General features: G+C 62.9%; 16 protein-coding genes and 1 riboswitch. Of the genes, 2 read left to right on the top strand and 14 right to left on the bottom strand.

The annotated features are described in order from the left end of the window. Positions 1 to 241: 241 nt before the first annotated feature. The 9 genes from JSO19_RS02015 to JSO19_RS02055 form a co-directional block, all read right to left on the bottom strand. Positions 242 to 1,657, bottom strand: a complete 1,416-nt coding sequence (locus JSO19_RS02015; protein WP_270909441.1) for an APC family permease — start codon at positions 1,655 to 1,657, stop codon at positions 242 to 244. 239 nt (positions 1,658 to 1,896) lie between these two features. After that, positions 1,897 to 3,561 (bottom strand): bifunctional phosphoribosylaminoimidazolecarboxamide formyltransferase/IMP cyclohydrolase, encoded by a 1,665-nt coding sequence (purH, locus tag JSO19_RS02020; protein WP_270909442.1) that lies wholly within the window; start codon positions 3,559 to 3,561, stop codon positions 1,897 to 1,899. Between the two features lie 41 nt (positions 3,562 to 3,602). Further along, positions 3,603 to 4,184 (bottom strand): phosphoribosylglycinamide formyltransferase, encoded by a 582-nt coding sequence (gene purN, locus JSO19_RS02025; RefSeq protein WP_270909444.1) that lies wholly within the window; start codon positions 4,182 to 4,184, stop codon positions 3,603 to 3,605. Positions 4,185 to 4,235: 51 nt separating this feature from the next. Further along, on the bottom strand, positions 4,236 to 4,787 hold the full coding sequence (locus JSO19_RS02030; protein ID WP_270909446.1) for a hypothetical protein: 552 nt from the start codon (positions 4,785 to 4,787) through the stop codon (positions 4,236 to 4,238). Beyond that, a complete protein-coding gene (locus JSO19_RS02035; protein ID WP_270909448.1) occupies positions 4,784 to 5,437 on the bottom strand; it encodes an ABC transporter ATP-binding protein in 654 nt (217 codons plus the stop codon). The genes JSO19_RS02030 and JSO19_RS02035 overlap by 4 nt, the downstream gene beginning before the upstream one ends. 2 nt (positions 5,438 to 5,439) lie before the next feature. Beyond that, the gene (locus JSO19_RS02040; protein WP_270909449.1) at positions 5,440 to 7,101 is read right to left on the bottom strand and encodes an ABC transporter permease; all 1,662 of its coding nucleotides are present in this window, start codon (positions 7,099 to 7,101) and stop codon (positions 5,440 to 5,442) included. After that, positions 7,098 to 8,189 (bottom strand): thiamine ABC transporter substrate-binding protein, encoded by a 1,092-nt coding sequence (locus JSO19_RS02045; RefSeq protein ID WP_270909451.1) that lies wholly within the window; start codon positions 8,187 to 8,189, stop codon positions 7,098 to 7,100. The genes JSO19_RS02040 and JSO19_RS02045 overlap by 4 nt, the downstream gene beginning before the upstream one ends. Continuing rightward, a riboswitch (TPP riboswitch) is annotated at positions 8,183 to 8,292 on the bottom strand. (Overlaps the previous gene by 7 nt.) 13 nt (positions 8,293 to 8,305) lie before the next feature. Beyond that, positions 8,306 to 10,015, bottom strand: a complete 1,710-nt coding sequence (locus JSO19_RS02050) for a cell division protein PerM (protein ID WP_270909453.1) — start codon at positions 10,013 to 10,015, stop codon at positions 8,306 to 8,308. Between the two features lie 34 nt (positions 10,016 to 10,049). Then, a complete protein-coding gene (locus JSO19_RS02055) occupies positions 10,050 to 11,099 on the bottom strand; it encodes a hypothetical protein (RefSeq protein WP_270909455.1) in 1,050 nt (349 codons plus the stop codon). A gap of 100 nt (positions 11,100 to 11,199) precedes the next feature. Here JSO19_RS02055 and JSO19_RS02060 point away from each other — a divergent pair, with 100 nt between their 5' ends. Beyond that, on the top strand, positions 11,200 to 12,180 hold the full coding sequence (locus JSO19_RS02060; RefSeq protein WP_270909457.1) for an epimerase: 981 nt from the start codon (positions 11,200 to 11,202) through the stop codon (positions 12,178 to 12,180). Positions 12,181 to 12,256: 76 nt separating this feature from the next. Here JSO19_RS02060 and sucD read toward each other — a convergent pair whose 3' ends face one another. The 4 genes from sucD to JSO19_RS02080 all read right to left on the bottom strand — a co-directional run bounded on the left by sucD (position 12,257) and on the right by JSO19_RS02080 (position 17,976). Then, positions 12,257 to 13,159 carry a succinate--CoA ligase subunit alpha gene (gene sucD / locus JSO19_RS02065; RefSeq protein WP_270909459.1) on the bottom strand — a complete coding sequence of 301 codons (903 nt, stop codon included), beginning with the start codon at positions 13,157 to 13,159 and terminating at the stop codon, positions 12,257 to 12,259. Positions 13,160 to 13,192: 33 nt separating this feature from the next. Continuing rightward, the gene (gene sucC, locus JSO19_RS02070) at positions 13,193 to 14,359 is read right to left on the bottom strand and encodes an ADP-forming succinate--CoA ligase subunit beta (RefSeq protein ID WP_217131725.1); all 1,167 of its coding nucleotides are present in this window, start codon (positions 14,357 to 14,359) and stop codon (positions 13,193 to 13,195) included. 108 nt (positions 14,360 to 14,467) lie between these two features. Continuing rightward, positions 14,468 to 16,936, bottom strand: coding sequence for an ATP-dependent helicase (locus JSO19_RS02075; RefSeq protein WP_270909462.1), 2,469 nt, complete (start codon positions 16,934 to 16,936; stop codon positions 14,468 to 14,470). Next, the gene (locus tag JSO19_RS02080) at positions 16,933 to 17,976 is read right to left on the bottom strand and encodes a glycerophosphodiester phosphodiesterase family protein (RefSeq protein ID WP_270909463.1); all 1,044 of its coding nucleotides are present in this window, start codon (positions 17,974 to 17,976) and stop codon (positions 16,933 to 16,935) included. The genes JSO19_RS02075 and JSO19_RS02080 overlap by 4 nt, the downstream gene beginning before the upstream one ends. A gap of 123 nt (positions 17,977 to 18,099) precedes the next feature. Between JSO19_RS02080 and JSO19_RS02085 the strand changes: the two genes are divergently transcribed. Beyond that, positions 18,100 to 18,915, top strand: coding sequence for a Bax inhibitor-1/YccA family protein (locus tag JSO19_RS02085; RefSeq protein WP_270909465.1), 816 nt, complete (start codon positions 18,100 to 18,102; stop codon positions 18,913 to 18,915). A 436-nt stretch (positions 18,916 to 19,351) separates the two neighbouring features. Here JSO19_RS02085 and guaA read toward each other — a convergent pair whose 3' ends face one another. Beyond that, complete coding sequence (gene guaA, locus JSO19_RS02090; RefSeq protein WP_270909466.1) at positions 19,352 to 20,923, bottom strand: glutamine-hydrolyzing GMP synthase; 1,572 nt, start codon at positions 20,921 to 20,923, stop codon at positions 19,352 to 19,354. Positions 20,924 to 20,937: the final 14 nt, after the last annotated feature.

Genomic DNA, 20,937 nt, shown 5'->3' on the forward strand with positions numbered 1-20,937 from the left:
GTCCTTTCGGCTTGGGCGAAATCAGCTGCGCACCTGGCGCCTCGGGCCACGCCCCTGCGCGGCGTTTGCCACACTACTCCTCGTTTCAGGCACCGCGCTGGTAGTTTGCTGTTGTCTGGAAGGCTCGACATGAAGTGCTGTAAACGCGCTGAGAATTGCAGCGGATCACCCCGCTCACGAGAACGACAAAGCCCCGGTTCGAATAGTCAAACCGGGGCCAGGTGTCGCGAGAGGGTCGCGCTTATTCGGTGTCGAGCGGAACCTTGTTGTAGCCCGTCACCGGCTGAATCTCATCGAATCCAGCAACCTTGCGCTTGAAGAAGCGGGTGATGTACAGGAGGTAGATGAAGCCGAGAACCGTCCAGATGACGCCGCCGATGAGAGCGTCAAGGTGCAGGTGAGCCCAGAGCACGCCCGTGAGTACCATGCCGATACCGGGCATGACGATGTACTTGAAGATGTCTTTCGGGGTCTTTCGTCGGCCCTGCCGCACCGCAAACCACGCGATGACCGAGAGGTTTACCGCGGTGAAGGCGATGAGCGCTCCGTAGTTAATGAAGGCAGCGATCATCTCGAGGGTGAAGGCGATGGCCAGCATACTGATGAGGCCCGTGAGCACGATGTTGAAGGTCGGGGTGTGGGTCTTGGGGTTGATGTACCCAAAAACCTTCTTCGGCAGCACGTTGTTGCGGCCCATGACGAGCAGCATGCGCGATACCGAAGCGTGCGATGCCAGGCCCGAGGCGAGGGTCGCCGCAAAGCCGGCGGCGGTGAGCACGGCCTGCAGCACGTTGCCGCCCACTTCCTGGCCGATGAGCGGCAGGGTGCTGTCTTCAACGTACTGCATGTCGCCACCGGGAGCGAACACGTTCCAGTCGGGAAAGCGCAGCTGCGAGAAGTAGCCGGCGATGAGGAAGATCGCGCCGCCGATGACGACCGTCAGCAGAATAGCTCTCGGCATGATCTTCGGGGTCTTTGCCTCTTCGGCATACATTGTCACGGCGTCAAAGCCGATGAACGAGAAGCACACGACCGTCGAGCCCATGAGCACCGCGCTCATGGTGACGCCATCGTGGAAGAAGGGTTGTGCCGAGGCGAGCGTGCCGATTCCCTCGCCACCGCGCAGCTGCACGATCACCATGAAGACGAAGACAACCATGACGATGATCGAGAACACGAGCAGAATCATGTTCACGTTCGAGGTTCCCTGCATGGTCAGGTAGATGATCGTGGTGACGAACAGGCAGTACAGAACCACCCAGATCCACCCCGGAACCGTTGGGAAGATGGCCTCGAGGTAGCTTCGAATGATGAGGCAGTTGACCATGGGCAACAGCATGTAGTCGATCAGCGACGTCCAGCCCACCATGAACCCGACGTTCGGGTGCATCGATTCGCGCACGTATGTGTATGCCGAGCCGGCGCTCGGAATCGCACCCGACATTTTGCCGTAGCTCACGGCGGTGAAGATCATGACGATCAGGGCGACCAGGTATGCGAGAGGAACAACGTTGTTCGTGTCGCGGGCCACCATGCCGAAGGTATCGAAAACAACCGTTGGGGTCATGTACCCGAGGCCAAGCCCCACGATAGCCCACAGGCCAAGACTACGTTTGAGAGTGGCGCCTTTGGCAAGCCCTGGCCCAGATTTCAACATTGAAGGTCCTTACGCTTGAGGTATCGCGACCGGGCTTGTTCATCGCCCCTTCGCGCTGTGTAGCCGGCGGGATGTGAAGCCCGCACAGTTTCCTATCTTCTACCTCCGGCGCAAGAAGCGCAAGCAAACACGCTCACATGACCCGTGCACCTCGCCGAAGCTCAGTATTCGGGCACCCTCTGACAGCACAAAGCGGCTGGCAACAGCGCTTTCGCGTTGCCAGCCGCTTTGTGAATTGCCTAGTGGAAGAAGTGGCGCTCACCAGTGAAGTACATGGTCACGCCCGCCTCCTTCGCAGCAGCGATGACCTCTTCGTCGCGCACCGAACCGCCTGGCTGCACGACCGCGCGAACACCGGCGTCGAGCAGGACCTGAAGCCCGTCGGCGAACGGGAAGAATGCATCAGAAGCGGCGACCGCGCCACGAGCGCGCTCCTCGCCAGCGCGCTCGACCGCGAGGCGGCACGAGTCAACGCGGTTGACCTGCCCCATGCCCACGCCAACCGAAGCGCCGTCTTTCGTGAGGATGATGCCGTTTGACTTCACCGCACGCGAAGCGCGCCATGCGAACTCGAGCTCGAGAAGCGTCGCCTGGTCGGCCGGTTCGCCCGCGGCGAGCTGCCACTCGGCAGCGGGAGCGAAGTGACGGTCTGCTTCTTGGAGCAAGAAGCCACCAGAAACCTGGCGAATCTCGACGGGGTTTTGTGCGAAGTTCTCTGGCAGCACGAGCAAACGCAGGTTCTTCTTCTGCTGCAAGATCGCGAGTGCCTCGGGCTCGAAGCCAGGGGCCACGATGACCTCGGTGAAGATCGCCGAGACGGTCTCTGCCATGTCTTTCGTCACGACGCGGTTCGCCGCGATGACCCCACCGAATGCCGAGACCGGGTCGCACTCGTGCGCGAGTCGGTGGGCATCGGCGATTGGCGAGGTGCTCGCTTCAGGAGCGACGGCAACGCCGCAGGGGTTCGCGTGCTTAATAATCGCGACGGCGGGGCGCTCATGGTCGAACGCCGCGCGCAGAGCAGCATCAGCATCAACGTAGTTGTTGTACGACATCTCTTTGCCGCTCAACTGGGTTGCCTGGGCGATGCCCGACCCCTCGGTCTCAGTGAAGAGTGCGCCACGCTGGTGGCTGTTCTCGCCGTAGCGCAGCACCGAGTCACGCAGCCCGAAGATCTCGTAGCCCACGAAAGCATCGGGGTCTTCGAAAATGCCGTCAATCGAGTCGCCCTCGTCGGCTGCAGCCTCGCTCGCCTCGGCGGGAGCCCAACCGAGCTCCTCCTGCTCAAAGAACCAGTTTGCAACCGATGCGTCATACTGCGCCGTGTGCACAAACGCCTCGGTCGCCAGTGAGCGGCGCAGCTCAAGGTCAGTGCCGCCAGCGGCGACCGCTTCGAGCACCTGCGGGTAGCGAGAGGGAGAAACGACAATCGCGGTGTTCGCGTGGTTCTTCGCGGTAGCGCGAACCATCGCGGGGCCCCCGATATCGACGTTCTCGATGATGTCGGCGGCAGGCTTGCCCGCGGCGACCGTCTCGTCGAAGGGGTACAGGTTCACGATCACGAGTTCAAAAGGCTCAATCTCAAGCGCTTTGAGCTGTTCGCGGTGATCGGCGAGGCGAAGATCGGCGAGCAGACCCGCGTGCACCGCGGGGTGCAGCGTCTTCACACGCCCGTCGAGGGCCTCTTGAAAGCCGGTCACGTCGGCGACATCGGTCACGGCAACGCCGAGATCGCGAATGAGCTGCGCGGTCGATCCGGTTGAAACAATCTCGACGCCGGCTTCACCGAGCCCGCGAGCGAGCTCTTCGAGCCCGGTCTTGTCACTCACCGAGATGAGCGCGCGCCGCACCGCAATGGTGTCGCGATGCTCGTAGAGCGACGCGTCTTTACTCTGAACTGCCATGGTGTTTCTCCTCACACATTCAGGCGTTGGTCATTCCTCGTTCACTCGCCAAGCGTCACAGCGCCGCTTGCGATGTCACGAACGGTTTGCAGCAGGAGCGGTCGCTCCACCTCTTTGATTCGTTCGTGAAGTTCATCTTCGGTCTCGTTCGGGAGCACCTGAACAGACCGCTGGTTGATGACCGGCCCGGTATCGACACCCGCGTCGATCACGTGCACGGTCACCCCGGTCTCGGTTGCCCCCGCGGCGAGCGCATCGCGTACGGCGTGCGCGCCCGGGTAGAGCGGAAGGAGCGCCGGGTGGGTATTGATGAGGTTCGGGCTGAGCGCCGAGACCACCCCCTCTGGCAAAATGCGCATAAGGCCGGCACTGACCACAAGGTCGGGTGAGAATCGTTCAATCTCGGCAAGGAAAGCCTCGCCCCATGCCTGCCTGCCGTCGTAGTCTTTGGGCCTCGTCACGAAGGTTTCGATACCGCGCGACGTCGCGTGCGCGAGTCCTGCCGCGTCACCATCGGCTCCCACGGCGACCACCTCAAAGGGTTCACCACCGGCATCGGCCGCTTCGAGCAGAGCCTTGAGGTTCGATCCACCGCCAGAGATGAGCACCACGATCTTAAGCACCTCCCCATTCTAGTCGATGCGACGCCACGGGAGTTGCCGCTTCGCACAGTCTTACGAGGCAACCTCTGCCGTGTGCGCCGTCGAAAAGTGGTGACCGGCAAGACGCTCTGGCGTTTCCCGCCGTATATGCTCCGCCTCCTGGCTGGCCCAGTCTTCCCAGTACGGCTCGAACGCGTTGCCGTCGCGGGCAATGGCTCGACTTTTGCGCACGTCGAGTGGGCATTCAAGCCAGATGCTCAACACCTGACCGCCGAACACCGCTGCGGCGTCGAGGGTCTCACGGGTGAGCGATCCGCACCCCTCAATAATGAGCGGAGCGTCGCGATCGAGCTCTCGCGTCTCAGCGAAGGCGCCGAGGTGCCAGTCGTACCGGCGGTAACGACCCGTCTCAAGCGCCCGCACGAGCGTTGCGGGAGCCGCGAGGAGGCCTTGCCACCCCTCGTACAGGTCGTCCATGTGCAGCCTCTCGGCCCCCATGAGCGGGGCGAGCGACGCGGCGAGCGAGGTCTTACCCGACCCCGATCGGCCGTCGATGATGACGACTCCGGCGCGCGGCTTGCCAAGGGTTTGCCACGCCTGTTCGGCGTGCAGTAGAGGGTTCACGCGACCAGCTCTCCCCCGGCCATGCGCAACACCCGGTCGGCGATGCGGGTGGCTTCAGCCTCGTCGTGGGTCACGAGAATGGCCGTGGTGCGGGTTTGCCTCAGTAACGTGGCGAGATCGCCCGCAAGCTGCTCACGCAGTTCACGGTCGAGCGCCGAGAGGGGTTCGTCAAGCATGAGCAATTTGGGCGATGGCGCGAGCGACCTCGCGAGCGCGACGCGCTGCTGCTGCCCACCGGAGAGCTCGGTGACAGGCCGCTCGGCGGCGTCGGCAAGGCCCACGAGGCCGAGCATCTCAGCAACGCGCGCGGCACGATCGTCTCGCCCCATGCCCTTGACCCGCAGCCCGTAGGCGACGTTCTCGGCGACGCTCAGGTGCGAGAAGAGCTGGCCGTCTTGAAACATGAGCCCGAAGCCGCGTCGGTGCGGCGCGATTCTGGCGAGGTCTTCGCCGCCCCACAGCACGGTGCCCTCTGCGAGCGGCTCGAGCCCAGCGATCGCACGCAGCAGTGTCGACTTGCCGCAGCCCGATGGCCCGAGAATCGCCACGACCTCACCCTCGGCAAGGCTGAGGCTCAGATCGCGCACGACCGTTTCTGCGTCAAACGTTACGGTTGCCCCCATCACTTCGAGGCCGGTTTTGGCTGTCATCGTTACCATCCTCCCGCGTGTTCGGTCACACGCCAACCCTCGGCCAAGAGCATCACGACGCTCGTCGCGAGGCCGAGCACCATTGCCGCAGCGAGCCCTGTGCCGTAACTCGAGGCTGCCTGGTGCGAGACAAGCTGCGAGATGACCACGGGAAGCGTTTCTGAGCCGCTGCGCACAAGAAACGAAGTCGCGCCAAACTCACCGAGCGAGGTCGCAAAGGCAAAGCCGATTGAGAGCCCGAAGGCTCGGCTGAGCGCGGGCAGCTCGATCGTGCGAAACACCCGTGCGGGCGATGCCCCGAGCAGCGTCGCCGCGTCGAGCTGCCTGGGGCTCACTGAACGCAGCACCGGAAGCATCGTGCGAATGACGAGTGGCAGGGCGACGAGCGTTTGCGCGACCGGGATGAGCGCGGTGCTACTCCGCAGGTCAATGCCGAGGCCGAGGGGGTTGTGCATCGTGAGCAAGAGCCCGAGGCCGAGCGTCACCGCCGATACCCCGAGCGGCATCATGACGAACATTTCGTAGGCGCCCTGAGCCCGCTTTGCAGGCGTGCTGCGCGGCCTTCGCGAGAGCACGAGCGCGATGAGCGTGCCCAGGACCATCGCGAGAAGCGCCGCGAGAAGCGCAAACCGAACCGACACCCAGAGCGCCTCAAATACCGTGGTGGCAAGAGGCGATTCTTCTGGCGGATCGACGAGAAATCGGTAGTGGTCGAACGTCAGTGATCCATCTGAGCGTCTGAGCGAGCGTACCCCCAGCGAGAGGATCGGAAGCACGTGCAGCGTGAGCACCGTGACGGCGAAGACGGTGAGCACAGCGGCGTGTTTACGACCTGCACGCTCGAGCCTTGCGGTTCCCGAGGTGCGGCGTTCACCTGCCGAGTACCTCGTGCGCAACCGGGCCGAGACCATGAGGGTGATGATCACGATCACGGCCTGCACGAGCGAGAGCACCGCTGCGCCCTGCAGGTCGAGAAACTGCATCGTAAGGCCGTAGATCTCGGTCTCAATGTTCGAGAATTGTTTGCCTCCGAGCACGAGTACGACGCCAAACGCCGTCGCGCAAAAGAGGAAGACGAGCGCTGCGGCCGACCCGATAGCGGGGAGCAGCCGTGGCAGGGTCACGCTCGCCCAGGCTCGCAGCGGCGAGGCCCCGAGCATCCGTGCGGCCTGCTCAGGCCGTTCGTCGAGCGACTGCCAGAAGCCGCCAACGATGCGGGCGACGAGCGTGACATTAAAGAAGGCGAGCGCCAGCACGATCGCGGTGAACGACTGGTCGAGCCCAAGGCCAAAAAGCATGCCGCCCGGCCCGAAAAGCGACTGGAAAGCAACGCCAACGACCACGGTCGGCAGGACAAAGGGCACGGTCAGCAGGCCTCGAATAACGGTCTGGCCCACAAAGCGAATGCGGTAGAGCGCGAAGGCCGCCGGCAAGCCGAGCACGACCGAGAGCGCTGTTCCCGCTCCCGCTTGGGCGAGGGTCTGCCCGATCACCCGCCCCGTGCGCGGGTTCGAGAGCACGCTAAAGATGCCACCCTCGGGGGTCACGATGCCCCCTCCGAGACCGGTCGCAACGAGCGAAGCGACCGGCCACAGGAAGAACAGGGCAAGAAACGCGAGCGGAATCGCGGCGGCGACCCCGAGCGCTCCCCGCCAAAGCCTCATAGACCGATGGTCTCGCTGAGCGCCTTCAGCCAGCCGTCACGCCCCTCGCCAATCTGCGTTGCGCTGAGATCGTTGGGCGCCTCTGGCAACGGCGCAAACTCCTGCCACTCTTCAGGAACATGCGCGCTCTCGTCGATCGGGTACACGTACATGGTCTCGGCAATGGTGTTCTGGAAGTCTGACGAGAGCAGGTAGTCGATGACGGCCTGAGCTCCCGCGCTGTTCTTTGCGCCGGCGAGCACGCCCGCGTACTCAACCTGGCTCGAGCAGGTCGCGAGCGGTGCGCTCGTCGTTGATCCCTTGCCGTCTTCGGTCAGCGTGTAGCCGGGTGATGAGCTGTACGAAACCACGATCGGGTAGGTTCCATCGGCGTTACCACCGGTGAAGTGCGTGTAGTAGGCATCGTTCCACCCCTGTTCAACACGAGCGCCGTTGTCAACGAGCGATGACCAGTAGTCGAGGTAGCCTTCCTCGCCGAAGTGGGCGATCGTACCGATGAGGAACGAGGCGCCGGTCGACGATGACGTGGGGTCGAGCAGCACCGTGAGGTCACGGTATTCGGGCTTCGCGAGGTCTTCATATGTTTCTGGAGCCTGCATACCGGCCTCGTCAAACCAGACGGTATCAACGTTGATGCAGGTGGCTGCGACGTCGATCGGGGTGAGCGCACCCTCGTCGGTCACCGCGTACTGTTTCGCACGCTCGGGCAGGTTCTCGGGCAGGTACGCCTCGGTCACCTCGTGTTCAACGAGCCGTGAGGCAAAGATGTGGTCGACGCCAAAGAACGCGTCAGCGAGCGGCTCGCCCTTCGTGAGCACGAGTTGGTTCGTGAGCTCGCCCCCGTCGCCGGCGGTGATGACCTTGACGTCATAGCCCGTCGCTTCGCTCGCTGCCTTCTCAAAGTCCTCTTCTGGCACGAAACTGTCGTGAACGATGAGCGTCACGGTATCGCTGGCGTCACCAGCGTCATCGGAGTTACCCCCGGCTGACCCTGGCTGCGAGCAACCGACGAGCAGCGCCCCCGTCAGTGCGAGGCCCGAGATGACGAGTGCGTGACGTGTTACGCGAGGGTTTGGTGAGTACACCACAATAGATTCCTTCCTCCGCTGGCATGACCCAGATCAGGTTGAACGGTACGAGCACGCGTGCTCAGTCTCAGTTCGTCGCGAACGAACTCCCGTGGATTGCAGAACCTACTCTACACTCATTCGCCCCGGTTCGAAGATCCCTCGTCATCGGGCTTCGACTCCCATGAAAACTCTTCCTCGAGCTTTTCTGGATCAAACACCGGTCGCTTTCGCTGCCGCCTCGGCTTCGCCGCCTTGCGGTACCAGGGTTCAGCCGTTTCTTCGGCAATGGGATCTGCGATGCGTGAGACCTGGGCGGTTGCTTGATCGGGGTCGACACCGTCGTCGGTCTCGCTCCAACCGGTCTCGCCGACATCGTCATCGCGATCTTCGTCGTCAGCGTGCTCTTCGTCGAGCGCACTGTCTGCACGCTCGTGCTCACCAAAGTCAATGACGTGTGTGCCGTCGCTCTCCCCCGCAAAGGGGTGGCCCTCGTCAGCGAGCCCTGGGGATTCGTCGTCCCAGCTCGCCCGTGCCACGGGCTGGGTGACATAGCGATCAGCGTCGACATCGAGTTCGACGAGTTCATGCTGGTCGACATACGCTGGCTCGGCGGTTCGCGTCTCGTCGGAGCCCTCGCCCCCACGACGCACCAGCATGAACCCGGCGAGCAGACCGAGCGCAAGCTCAATGGAGGCAGCGCACGCGGCCGGCCACACGAGCGGGCCGACGGCTTCGAGACGGCCTGGGCCGAGCGATCCGCTTGAGAGGGCAAACGTGAGCGCGAGCACAAGCCCCGTCACCACGACCGCGGCCGAAGCGATCACGGTGAGACGCAGCGGCGTCAGGCGCCGAAACTCTGGCAGCTTCGCGGCGAGCGCACCGATGACAACGCCCACGAGCACCACAAAGAGCATCGCCAACATGCCCCAGCTTCCCCACGAGTCGGGGATAGCGGCAAGCAGCGGGATACTCGGCAGCGGCCCAAGCAACGTCTCGTACGGGGTCACGCTCGAGCCAGAACCCACGACAAAGCCTGGACCCGCGAACCAAGACACGGCCCAGATCATGGCCGTCGGCAGGAACGCGAGCTGCCCCAAGAAGAACGTCAGGCTGCCAATGAAGTCGAGGTGCATCGATTGCGTGAGCGAAATGATGTCAACGAACCCGAGCAACAGCGAAAAGGTCACGCCGATCGCGCCCAGCGCCGTGAGCCCGAGGAGCAACATCGCAACGAGCTTAAGCGTGCGGGCAAGGTAACGTTCGGCTCCCCACCCGAGCTTCGGCGCGCCTGCCTGCTCGAGCGCGACCTTGAACTTGAACCAGGCGGTGCTCACCACGTCGCCGTGGTGCATCATGAAGCCGCCCCACGCAGGAATAATGAACCAGAGCGAAGCGAGCGCCGTCGCTGCCCAGATCGGTGCGGCGAGCAGGCTCCCAGCTATGACCGCGATGAGTACTGAAGCACCGATGAAGCCGAGCGATCCGCCCGTAATTGCGGCCGCGCCAGTCGTCATATCGTTCGAGAAGCGGTACCCCATGCGCCACGCGAGCGTCGCGGTGACGATGGCGATGAGCAGCGGCGCAAGCGTGATGTCGAAGGTAAGCGGATTGGGCCCGAGGCCGAGGCTCACCGCCTGCGCGTCGCTCACCGCGATACTCAGGCCACCACCGTGCCCCAGCATCCACACCCCCGCCATAGTCTCGGTGAGCGTCGACAGGTCGACGCCGAGCGAGAGTGTAACCGCGCCGATAAGGAGCGTCGGAACCGCGATAAACGCGATGCCGGCGAGCGCGATTAACGCCGCCTCAACGGCGGCAACGAGGGCTGTAAGTAGGTGTCGCATGCTCACTCAAGTGTAACGACCCAAAGCCCGATGTTTACCAGGAACTCGCCACGTCGCGATGCGTCGCAAAGAGTTCGGCAGTCGTGCCCTCGGGAGCCCGGCCAAAGCCACACTCGGTGGCAATGCCCCAGGGACGCTCAAGCGCGGCCTCGGCGGCCTTGGCCCGACGCTTTGCTCCATCGACGCCGTCTTCGCGGTGCACGAGGCCGAGGTACAGTTCGGTCTCGTGCGGCAGCTCAAGCCCTGCGAGCGGGGCAAAATATGCCGCGTCGTCGCGATCGATCGGAACCGGCAGGTGCACCCAGCTGAGCTGCCTCGTTGCCTTCGCCGCGACGAGATTGGCAAAGCGTACGAGGTTCGCCGAATCTTTCGGCTCGACAAAGTGTTTCTCGCCAACGTCGCCGTAGCACAGGTGCACGCCAACCTCGACGTTCTCGGGAACCCTGCTGATCTGTCGCGCGAGGCGGTTAGTCGTCGCCTGCCAAGCGTCTTCGTCATACCAGGTCTCAGAGGGGGCGCCGTATCCAGCCCCCTCGAGATGCGCAAACTCGAGCGCGGCGTCCCACTGAATCGCGAGGCGGTCGGCAGGAATTGCGTCGAGAATCGCCGCAAGTTCACGGGCGAGCGCGGCCTCGTATACCGGCTCAAACTCGGCACGGTTCGGCTGCACGACAAAGCTTCCGACAACCCCGAGCGGGGTCGGCAGCGACACCTGGAATCGAGTGCCGGGCGCGATCACGCCATCGCGCTGCAGCCCCTCAAAGACGGCGTACGACTCAAGCGCGGCCTCAGCATAGCCGAGCGGCTGCAGATCGAGCGTCTCGGCACGAACCCCCTCGTCGAGCGCGACCGGACGAAAGTCGACACCGCGTATGATGCGCGGTTCATCGCCCACGTGATGAATACCATCGGTCGCGGCCAGCCGCTGCGCCTGAAACGCGATCCAGTGAAAACGCTCCCCCACCTCGCCGTCAGGAATACGCTTCACATGCCCGCCGAGCTCTGCGGCCACGAGGCGCATCGTCTCATCGGCAGTGTCAAGATTGATTGATCCAACCAGGTGTACGCCCTGCGGTGCGCTCATTGTGCGGAGTCCTTTCGTTCGCGAAATGCTTCACAGCCAGTATGGCCCGTCTCGCGCGACGCCGTAGCGAGTGTTGCCGAGTATGACGTACAGTGAGGTCATGCAGGCAGACAGCACCGGGCGGGTCGTCATCGGCGGCGCCTCAGGATTCATGGGGCAGGCGCTCACCGAGCATTACCGTGAGCAGGGGCGCGAAGTCGTCACGATTGGTCGGAGCGGAGCCGACGTCTCCTGGGACGACCCAGCCGCGATCGCCCGCGCTGTCGACGGGGCTTCCCTCGTGATTGGTCTCTCGGGCAAGAGCGTAAACTGCCGGTACACCAGAGCCAACCGCGCCGAGATCTTTCGCTCCCGCGAAGAAACCACCGGGGCACTCAGCCGGGCGATCCGCGATGCAGAGAACCCGCCACCCCTCTGGGTCAACGCCTCATCGGCAACCATCTACCGGCACGCCGAAGACCGACCCATGACCGAGAGCACGGGCGATATTGGCAACGGCTTCTCAGTCGATGTCGTTCGAGCGTGGGAGCGGGCAATCTTTGCTGACGAGCTCCCCGAGACCCGCAGGGTCGCCCTCCGGGCCACGATCGTGCTCGGCGAAGGTTCGGTACTCACGCTACTCACCCGTCTCGCGAGGCTAGGTCTCGGCGGCACCCAGCTCGACGGGCGCTGGCCGGTCACGTACGCGCGACGCCGTGCTGGCACAGCCCACTGGCCAGGAGCTCGCGGAGGCAAGCAGCGTTTTAGCTGGGTGCACCTCGACGAGATCGCCCGCGTGATCGACTTCGTTGAAACCCACGAAGAGCTCTCAGGCCCCATCAACGTGGCATCACCCTACCCCGTCGATAATCGGAGCTTTATGCGAGTCATTCGCGATGCCGTGGGCGCCAAGGTTCATTTCCCGATGCCGCGTTGGATGCAGGAGATCGGCGCCATCGCCATTCGCACCGAGACCGAGCTCACCCTCAAGAGCCGGTGGGTACTGCCTGAGACCCTGCTCGAGGCGGGCTACGAGTTTCGATACCCGCACCTCGAAGATGCCGTCGCGGCGACGCTCGGTGCCAAGACGCACAAACGGTAGCCCGAACAGGGCGCCGAGAAACAAGAACGCCGGCTCCCCGTTCTCGGGAGGCCGGCGTCCTTGCTCGTATGAAGACTTACAGGGCTGCGTAAACCTCACGCAGCAGCGTCGCGGTCTCTGAAGGGGTCTTGCCTACCTTGACGCCAGCGGCCTCAAGAGCTTCCTTCTTCGCCTGAGCGGTGCCTGCCGAGCCCGAGACGATAGCGCCTGCGTGGCCCATGGTCTTGCCCTCGGGTGCGGTGAAGCCTGCAACGTAGCCCACGACGGGCTTCGTCACGTTGCTCTTGATGAACTCTGCCGCGCGCTCCTCAGCGTCGCCACCGATCTCGCCGATCATGACGATCGCCTTCGTCTCGGGGTCAGCCTCAAACGCAGCGAGCGCATCGATGTGGGTGGTGCCGATGATGGGGTCGCCGCCAATACCGATCGCGGTCGAGAAACCGAGATCGCGCAGCTCGTACATCATCTGGTAGGTCAAGGTGCCCGACTTCGAGACGAGGCCGATGGGGCCCTTACCCGTAATCGTTGCCGGGGTGATGCCAGCGAGCGCCTCATCAGGAGTGATGATGCCTGGGCAGTTTGGCCCGATCATGCGGGTCTTGTTGCCCTTCTGCTGAGCGTATGCCCAGAACTCGGCAGTGTCCTTCACGGGCACGCCCTCGGTGATCACCACGAGCAGGCCGATCTCGGCGTCGATCGCCTCGATAACGGCGTCTTTGGTGAATGCCGGCGGCACAAAAGCAACCGAGACGTCAGCCCCGGTCTCCTCCATTGCCTCAGCGACCGTTGCGAACACGGGAAGCTCAACGGCGTTGCCCGAAGCATCGGTGTGCGAGACGGTGGTGCCAGCCTTGCGTGCGTTAACGCCGCCGACAATGTTCGTGCCTGCTGCGAGCATGCGCGCGGTGTGCTTCGTACCCTCGCCGCCGGTGATGCCCTGAACGATGACCTTTGAATCCTTGGTCAAGAAGATTGACATGTTGTTTCCTTACAATTCTTGGTTCGGGTGCGACTAGCGCTCGTTGGCGAGCTGGGCAGCTTTATCTGCACCCTCGTCCATGGTTGCAGCGAGCGTTACGAGCGGGTGCGCAGCCTCTTCGAGAATGCGGCGGCCCTCTTCAACGTTGTTGCCGTCGAGGCGCACAACGAGCGGCTTGTTTGCCGCTTCACCGAGCTTATTGAGCGCGCCAACGATGCCGTTTGCAACCGCGTCACACGCGGTGATACCGCCGAACACGTTCACGAACACGCTCTTGACCTGCTCGTCACCGAGAATGACGTCGAGGCCGTTAGCCATAACCTCGGCTGATGCGCCGCCGCCGATGTCGAGGAAGTTCGCGGGCTTCACGTTGCCGTGGTTCTCGCCTGCGTAAGCAACGACGTCGAGGGTCGACATTACGAGGCCAGCGCCGTTACCGATAACGCCAACTTCACCGTCAAGCTTGACGTAGTTGAGGTCGAGGGCCTTGGCCTTGAGCTCGAGCGGATCTTCGGCCGACTCGTCAGCGAGATCTGCGTGTGCTGGCTGACGGAACTCGGCGTTCTCATCGAGTGAGACCTTGCCGTCGAGTGCTACAACGTCGCCCTCAGCAGTGAGTACGAGGGGGTTGACCTCGACGAGGGTGGCGTCTTCGCCCTTGTACACGTCGTAGAGCTTCACGAAGACGTTAGCGACCTTGGCAACGAGCTCGTCGGGGAAGTTTGCTGCCTTGGCAATCTCGAGCGCCTTTGCCTCGTCGATGCCGGTGAGTGCGTTGACCTCAACGCGTGCGAGCGCTTCGGGCTTCTCAACCGCGAGCTGCTCGATTTCCATGCCACCCTCAACGCTGCAGAGCGAGAGGAGTGAACGGTTTGCGCGGTCGAGCAGGACCGAGAAGTAGAACTCCTGGTCGATGTTCGCGCCCTGCGCAATCATGACGCGCTTCACAACGTGTCCCTTGATGTCGAGACCGAGAATGGCCTTGGCCGCCTCGTATGCCTCTTCGGGGTTCTTTGCGACCTTCACACCGCCGGCTTTGCCGCGGCCTCCGGTCTTAACCTGCGCCTTGACGACGACAACGCCGCCCATCTTCTCGGCCGCAGCTTTTGCCTCTTCGGGCGTATCGGCAATCGCACCGGCAAGAACCGGTACACCGTACTGTTCAAAGAGATCTCGCGCCTGGTACTCGTAAAGATCCACGTGACTTCCTTAGCTGATCAACATTGGTGTCGTCGGTTGTGCAATAAATCTCGATATCGAGATATCCAACCAATGCACCAGCCTACCACCGCTGCCTTGTGCCGCAGATCAGAGTTTCGTGATTGGCGCCAGCTTAATGAGCAGTTTTCGTTCACCTACCGAGTCAAAAATCACGTGGGCGATTTTCTTCGAGCCGGTTCCCGTGACCCGGTCAACGCGCCCCTCGCCGTAATCGTCGTGCTGAATGCGGTCGCCCGATTCAAGCTCGAGCTCGCCGTTGTCTCTGATCATGGCCCCGATCTGGTTCGGGAACCCAGACCCCCCGGCCTCTTTCGCCTGCTTCTTGCGCTCGCGCCAGAGCTCGAGGGCTGACTTCATATTCTCGCCCTCGCGCTGCGGCGCATCGCTCGCGCCCCCGCCGCCGCCGAAGCCAACGCTCGACTGCGTGGCGTTCGTGGAGCGCCGCGACCACCCCTGGCCCGGGGCCTGCCTCGAGTTCAGCGCGCGTGACTCGGTGCCGCCCTGCGAAGTAACCTCGCCAGGCGACTGCCGCCACTCAATAAGCTCGGGCGGGATCTCTTGCAAGAACCTCGACGGCATCGCGACCTTGACGTCACCAAACTGCGCGCGTGACGAAGCGAGCGAGATGAACAGCTTCTTGCGCGCTCTCGTGATGCCCACGTACATGAGCCTTCGCTCTTCAGAAATGCCACCGACTTCGTCAATCGACATCTGGTGAGGCATGAGCCCCTCTTCGAGGCCGGTCAAGAAGACCACGTCGTATTCGAGCCCCTTCGCCGTGTGCAGGGTCATGAGCGAAACGGTGCCGCTCTCGTCATCAAGCTCGTCGGCTGCGGCAACGAGACTCACCTCGGTCAGGAACTCGATGAGCCCTGCCCCGGGGTTTCGCGTGTCAAACTCTTTGGCGACCTGCAAGAGCTCTTCGAGGTTCTCGGCGCGGGCCTCGTCTTGCGCGTCACGCTTGGCGCGCAACTTCTCGATCATCTGCGACTCTTCGAGCACCAGCTTCAAGATGTCGAACACTCGCGCGGGCGTTTCGGCAGAGGCCAGCTCGGCTGCCTGCGTGAGCGTTGCGCCAAGCTGAGTGATGGTGCCGAGCACCTTGGGCCCGAACGACAGCTCGGCCGCGCGGTTCATCGCGTCGTGATACGAAATCTCTTGTTCGTCGGCAAACACCGCGAGCTGAGCTTCGGCCATGGGGCCGATGCCCCGTTTTGGTGCCCCGAGCAGCCTCGACCACGCGAGCGGATCATACGGGTTCGCGATCGACACGAGGTAGGCCATCGCATCTTTAATCTCGGCCCGCTCGTAGAACTTCGTGCCGCCGAGCACCCGGTACGGAACGGCCTCGCGAATGAGCAACTCTTCAAGCGCACGGGTTTGGGCGTTCGTGCGGTAGAACACGGCCATGTCACTGTAGGCCGTGCCCTTCACGTATTGTTCGGCGATCTCTTCGGCGATAAAGCGGGCCTCGTCGTGCTGCGAGTACCCGGTGAAGCCGGTGATTTTCTCACCCTCGCCCATGTCGGTCCAGAGCTTCTTGTCTTGCCTGTCAAAGTTGTTGCCAATCACGGCGTTCGCCGCGCTCAGAATCGTCTGGGTCGAGCGGTAGTTCTGCTCGAGCTTAATGACCTCGGCGCCGCCGAAGTCCCGTTCGAAGCCCTCGATGTTGCGAATGTCGGCGCCGCGGAACGCATAGATCGACTGGTCTGAGTCGCCAACGACGGTGATCGTCGCACCCGCGACGGGCTGCCCGTTGCGGCTCAGCTCGGCAGGCACCGGCCGGGTGAGCTCTTTAATGAGCGAGTACTGCGCGTGGTTCGTGTCCTGGTACTCGTCAACGAGCAGGTGACGGAACCGTTCGCGGTATACCGCGGCCACATCGGGAAACGCGCGGAAGAGATGCACCGTCTGCCCAATGAGGTCGTCAAAGTCGAACGCTCTCGCTTTGCGCAGCTCTTGTTCGTACTGACGAAAGATTTCGCTGAAGATGCGCTCTCGCGGGTCGCTCATACTCGCGGTCGAGGCGTACGAGTCGGCGTCGGTGAGCTCGTTCTTGAGGCGCGAGATTTTGCCGCTCGTGTTTGCGGGGGTAAAGCCATAGGCGTCGGCGTCAAGGTCTTTAATGATGCCTTTGAGGAGCGCCCGCGAGTCACTCGAGTCATAAATCGTGAAGCCCGAGACGTAACCAAAGCGGTCGGCCTCGCGACGCAAGATGCGAACGCAGGCGGAGTGGAACGTTGAGATCCACATGCCCTCTGCCGAGGCGCCCAGCAACCCTTCAACGCGCTCGCGCATCTCGCTCGCGGCCTTATTCGTAAAGGTGATCGCGAGAATCTGGCTCGGCCAGGCCTCTTTCGCCTGAATGAGGCCTGCAATGCGGTGCGTGAGCACGCGCGTCTTACCCGAACCTGCCCCGGCGACGATGAGCAGTGCCGGGCCGCGGTAGGCAACGGCCTTCGCTTGCTCGGGGTTCAGCCCCACGAGGAGTCGCTCGAGTGCCCCCTGAGGTTCGCTCGGGGTCTGGTCGGGAGAAATCAGTTCATAGCTCGTCATGGCGTCTCAAGTCTATTGCGCACCGCTGACACTCCGAGATCGGGGTGGTCAACAAAGATGCCGTCGACCCCAGTCAAGAGCACTTCTTGCATCTCGCCCATCCAGTCGCCCCATGCCGCAGGGTGCGCCCCGATACGAAAGCGCTGCATCAGAAAGCTATTCTCTGGCCGCAGCGTCCAGGTGTACACGAGCAGGTCTCTCGCGTGGGCGCGCTGCACGAGGTCGTTAATGCCCTTGGCGATGCCGAGCACCCCGTAAATGAAGAGGTCGCGCTTAGCGACGCTGATGCCGTGCACGCGCCCGCGCAAGCTGTCGAGCCCCTCATCGCTGCGGTACCACTCAAACGTTTTGGCGTGTTCTTCGCCGAGCTCACTCACCTCATCGGCTGGTGCGCCACGCGTCTCAAGCAAGAAGATGTACGTCGCTTCGAGCCCATCACGCTGCAGCTGCTCGAGTATTTCGAGCTCAAAGCACTCGATCGTGAGCTGACTCGACCTGTCCTGCCAGCCGGCGAGGCGAAGTTCGCGGTGCAAGAGTTCGGCGATCGAAATACCAATCGACGCGAAATAGGTCGCGTGCTTCACCTCGATCACAACGCCCGGCGCGGTCTCCCGCTGATCCGCCGCTTCGTCGACGATCGCGAGCACCTCGGCAAGCCGCAGCATCGGCTCCTGCCCCTCGTAGGCGAGATTGTCGCTGCGCACCTTGCGAAGCCGCTCAGTCGCACGCAACGTTTGCAACTCGGCCCAGGTGAAGTCTTCGGTAAACCAGCCGGTGTGCGAGACCCCGTCGATGACGCGGGTCGTTTTGCGGTCGCGAAACTTCGGGTGATCGGCGACGTCAGTCGTGCCTGAAATCTCGTTCTCATGCCTCACCACGAGCACCCCATCGCGGGTTGCCACGACATCTGGTTCGACCGCGTCAGCACCGAGCTCGAAGGCGAGCCGGTACGACGATGCGGTGTGCTCGGGGCGGTAGCCGGGAGCACCGCGGTGGCCAATCACGATGGGGGTCGAAGACGATAACGAACTCATACTCATTGAGCGTAGTGTGCGTCACCTGAAACATCTGAATGATTCAGGCAACTATCGATAATGACAATTAGACTGGCCACATAACGCAACGACGCCCACTTCTCTCATTATCGAAAGGGACGCCGCTTCATGAGCAATCCGGCACTCCGCAATAACCCCGCCTTCAGTGGTAAGACCATGTCGGCAGAAGAGCTTCGTCAGCTGTACGACGCTTCTGCCGCCGCTCCGCCAGCGCAAAAGGCTGAGATTCAGAAGAACATGCCCGTCGAGGGCGCTTCTGATGATCCCATGACCTACGAAGACACGATTCACAAGACGGCAGCGCTTCTTGGCACGACCATCGCCGCGGCAGCGGTGGGGTGGATCATGCCCGGCCTGCTCCTCGTGGGCGTCATCGGCGGTCTCGTCTTTGGCCTCATCCAGGCGTTCAAGCGCGAGCCGAACCTCTTCCTCATCTTTGGCTACGCGATTCTTCAGGGCGTCGCGCTCGGCGCGATCTCGGGAATCCTCAATGCCTCCTACCCCGGCATTGTCTCGCAGGCGCTCATCGGCACCCTCTCGGTGTTCGGTGTCATGCTGCTGCTCTTCCGCTCGGGCAAGGTTCGCACGAGCCCGAAGATGACGAAGATCGTGCTCGGCGCAATGCTCGGCTACTTCGTCTTTTCGATGGTCAACTTTGTGCTGATGCTGACCGGCGTCACCACCGATGCCTGGGGCCTGCGCACCGGCGTTGAGATCTTCGGTATTCCCCTCGGCGTAGTGATCGGCATTCTTGCCATCCTGCTCGCGTCGTACTCGCTCGTCATGGACTTCGAGTTCGTCAAGAACGGTGTTGAGTCACGCGTGCCCCGCCGCTACGGCTGGATGGCCGCGTACGGCCTCACCGTGACCCTCATCTGGCTGTACATGGAGATCCTGCGTCTCCTCGCGATCTTCCGCGACTAGCCGCCAAGGTCGTTGCCTCAGGTGCCTTCCCGCTTCGGCGGGAGGGCACCTTTTTGTTGGCGCTGTCGCCGCGCCCCTCAGCGCGACCCGGGTCGAAGCTCGGGGCCGTTGTTGGTGCTAGCGCGGGTTGCCGGAGTGGCTTGCACGACTGTTTCAGATCTACTTGACGAAAAGCAGGGTGTTTTCGCCTGAACACCCTGCTTTTCGTCAAGTAGACACCCAAAACGCAAACACGCCTGCGGAAGCAACGCCGCGGCCCCTACCGAAGCGAAGCCCGCCAAGTCGACGCTAACCGAAGCGATGCCTGCCGAAACAACGCCAAGGCACCGACCGAAGGAGAGGCCCGTAGACCGAGACCCACCCCACCCCGCCCGGCACAACAAAGGGCCCCCGCCGCAACACGCGCGACGAGGGCCCAGAGCTTATGCGGGAGGGGTTACTCCCACTCGATGGTTCCCGGGGGCTTCGGGGTCACGTCGAGCACGACGCGGTTCACCTCGGCCACCTGGCTCGTGATCTGGTGCGAGATGTGCGCGAGCACCTCGTAAGGAATGCGTACCCAGTCGGCCGTCATGGCGTCTTCAGTCATGACCGGGCGCAGCACGATCGGGTGACCGTAGGTGCGCTCGTCGTTCGTGACGCCAACCGAGCGTACGTCTGCGAGCAATACCACGGGGCACTGCCAGATCTGGTCGTCGAGGCCGGCTCGGGTGAGCTCCTCGCGCACGATGAGGTCTGCAGCGCGAAGCACCTTGAGGCGCTCCTCGGTGACCTCGCCGACGACGCGAATGCCGAGGCCCGGGCCTGGGAAGGGCTGGCGCGCGACGATCTTCTCAGGAAGGCCGAGCTCGCGACCGACCGCACGAACCTCGTCTTTGAACAGGGCCGCGAGCGGCTCAACGAGTTCGAAGGTGAGGTCTTCTGGCAGGCCGCCAACGTTGTGGTGGCTCTTGATGTTCTTCGTGCCGTCGCCCACGCCCGACTCGACGAGGTCTGGGTAGATCGTTCCCTGTACCAGGAAGCGGATCGGGTCGTTCGCTTCTTTCGCTTCAGCGATCAGCTCACGCTGAGTCTGCTCGAAGACGCGAATGAACTCACGGCCAATAATCTTGCGCTTCTGCTCGGGGTCATTGACGCCGGCGAGTTCGCCGAGGAACTGTGCCTGCGCGTCGACGGTGATGAGGCGCACGCCGGTTGACTTCACGAAGTCAACTTCAACCTGCTCCTGCTCGCCCTCGCGAAGCAGCCCGTGGTTCACGAAGACACAGGTGAGCTGGTCGCCCACGGCCTTCTGCACGAGTGCAGCCGAGACGGCAGAGTCAACGCCACCAGAAAGTGCACAGATGACACGGCCGGTTCCGACCTGCTCGCGAATCTTCGCGATCTGGTCTTCGACGATCGATGCTGCGGTCCAGGTGCCTTCGAGGCCGGCGATGCCGCGCACGAAGTTCGTGAACAGTTCGGTGCCGCGCTCTGAGGTGCGCAGCTCGGGAAGCCACTGGACACCGTAAACACGGCGCTCGTCGTTGCCGAATGCAGCGATGGGTGCTGCGTCGCTCGAAGCGATCGCCGTGAATCCCTCGGGCAGCCCGGTAACGGTTTCTTCGTGGCCAAGCTGTACCTTGGCGTCGCCTTCTGCCCCGACAAAGAGGGGCGAGGCCTGCGCGGTGACGGTGAACACACCGTGCTCGGCCGCGCCAACGTTCTCGACCTTGCCGCCAAGTTTCGCGACAATCGCATGCATCCCGTAGCCAATGCCAAGAACAGGAATACCGAGGTCGAGAAGGTCTGCATCAAAGCTCGGAGCGTTGGGGTCGCTCACGAGGTTTGGTCCGGTGGTGAAGATGAGGGCGCTTGCCCCTCGCTTGCGCACTTCGTTCGCGGTGATCGAGTGAGGAACGAGTTCAGAAAACGCTCCGGTTTCACGCACGCGGCGTGCAACGAGCTGCGCATCTTGCGCACCAAAATCTACAACGAGCACAGGGCCCTGGGTCGGCGTCTCACTCATGACGCGATCTCCTT

This window comes from Leucobacter sp. UCMA 4100 (assembly GCF_027853335.1).
Lineage (GTDB): Bacteria > Actinomycetota > Actinomycetes > Actinomycetales > Microbacteriaceae > Leucobacter_A.